The 1,878-nt window shown below is 70.5% G+C and carries 2 protein-coding genes; one reads left to right on the top strand and one right to left on the bottom strand.

All coding sequences use genetic code 11. The features are described from left to right. Window positions 1–1,425 (top strand): S8 family serine peptidase (locus tag V6M46_RS18860; protein ID WP_332667955.1); only part of this gene is annotated, 1,425 nt, incomplete at its 5' end. Here the strand turns inward: V6M46_RS18860 and V6M46_RS18855 are convergent. Then, a partial coding sequence (locus tag V6M46_RS18855) for a class I SAM-dependent methyltransferase (RefSeq protein WP_332667952.1) occupies window positions 1,422–1,878 on the bottom strand: 457 nt, incomplete at its 5' end. The genes V6M46_RS18860 and V6M46_RS18855 overlap by 4 nt on opposite strands.

Raw genomic sequence — 1,878 nt, 5'->3', positions numbered from 1 at the left:
CCGGCCGACGTGATCAACATGTCGCTGGGCGTGTACGCACCCTGCTCGAGCCTTGACGCCAAGCCGATGGTGGACGCGATCGCCGCCGTGCGCGCCACGGGCGCGGTGGTCGTGGCCTCGGCAGGCAACGAGGGCGTCAGCATCTCCACCAATCCGGTGGTCCCGGCGAGCTGCGCAGGCGTCCTTGCCGTCGGCTCGACGAGCGAGTACGGCGATCGGGCCGGATACGTCAACAGCAGCCGTCGCAAGAGCGTCTACTCCAACTACGGGTCAGCGGTCGACCTGATGGCGCCCGGCGGGGATGTCTACTGGAGCAGCGCCGGCGGCATCCTCTCGTCGGTCAACTCCGGCAGCACGACTCCGGCGGCACAGACATACGCCCGCTACTCCGGGACGAGCATGGCGGCGCCGGTCGTCTCGGCTGCGGCGGCCCTGCTGAAGTCCGCCAACGGCGAGCTCGACGCGGAGCAGACGGAGGCGGCCGTCAAGGCATCCGTGCAGGCGTTCCCGCGCGGCGCCTCGACGCAGTACAAGCCGTGCTCGACCTCGATCTGTGGCACGGGGATCATCGACCTGGCCAAGATCCAGGTCCCGCGCTCCGCCACGACGATCAGCGGCACCCCGACCATCGGTGAACCGCTGACGGCGGCTCGCGGCTCGTGGGTCCGCATCCCCACGAGCTTCAGCTATCAGTGGCTGCGTGACGGCGAGCCCATCCCCGGTGCGAACAGCGCGACGTACTACCCGACACGCGACGATGTCGGCAAGAAGCTCTCGGCCCGGATGAGTCCCGGCACGGCGGCGTACGCGGCGTTCGGATCGACCTCGGCGGCCACCGCTCCCGTGCCTGACGGGCCGGAGGTCACGATGTCTGGCCTGCCGAGCACCGTCACGTACGGCGTCGGTGCGACCGCCACGGTCACCGTGAAGAACGGCGAAACCCCCGTCGACGGAGTCGTGGAGCTGCGCCGCGGCAGCACGGTCCTGGGCAGCGCAACGACGACCGACGGCACGGCCACGATCACGATCGCCGGCACCACGTGGGTCGCCGGCACGAATGTCGTGCGCGCGGCGTTCGTCGGGAACGACAGTGCCGCGTCCTCGGCCGGGACCCCGGTGGCGGTCAGCAAGGCCGTGACGTCCTCGGTGTCCAGGTCGGTGCCCAGCAGGGTCCGGTACACCTCGCGCGCGACGCTGGTCGTCGGCGTCAGGGTGCCGAACGTGCCCCGTCCGACGGGTGAGCTCCGGGTCTACGACGGCACCCGGCAGATCGCGACGGCGACCCTCTTCTGGAGCAATGCGGGCACGCGGTCGATCCTGCTCCCCAGGCTCTCGAAGGGCTATCACCTGATCAAGGTCAAGTACATGGGGAACTCGGTCATCACGGCGAAGACCTCGACGGCCCGCGGGGTCACGTCCTACTAGGCGGGACGGCGAACCTCGAGGATCCGGAAGCCCTTCTCGCTCGCCACGCGTCGGGTCGGCCACCCCGCGTCGGTGAGCCAGCGTTGGAGCGAGTCGGCGCCGAGGTTCTTCCCGACCACGAGCCGGGCGACCCCGTCGGGTGCGAGGCGGGGGAGCCAGCGCAGGAGCAGGTCGTGAAGGGCCTGCTTGCCGATACGGATCGGCGGGTTGGACCAGATCTGGTCGAACACGATGTCGGCTGGTACGTCGTCGGGCAGCGCCGTGTGGACCGTGACGCCGAGCCGTGACGCGTTGAGTGCGGTGAGCTCGAGCGCGCGCTCGTTGGGGTCTGTCGCCCACACGGTCGCACCGGCATCGGCCAGGGCGCACGCGATCGGCCCCCAGCCACAACCGAGGTCGAGGATCGTGCCGCCCGCAGGCGGGGTCGAGCTGCGCAGCAGCACGGCGGTCGCC

Source organism: Aeromicrobium sp. (assembly GCF_036676885.1).
Classification (GTDB): Bacteria; Actinomycetota; Actinomycetes; order Propionibacteriales; family Nocardioidaceae; genus Aeromicrobium.
The sequence above is the reverse complement of the archived record's forward strand: the minus strand, read 5'-3'. Positions and strand labels throughout refer to the sequence as shown.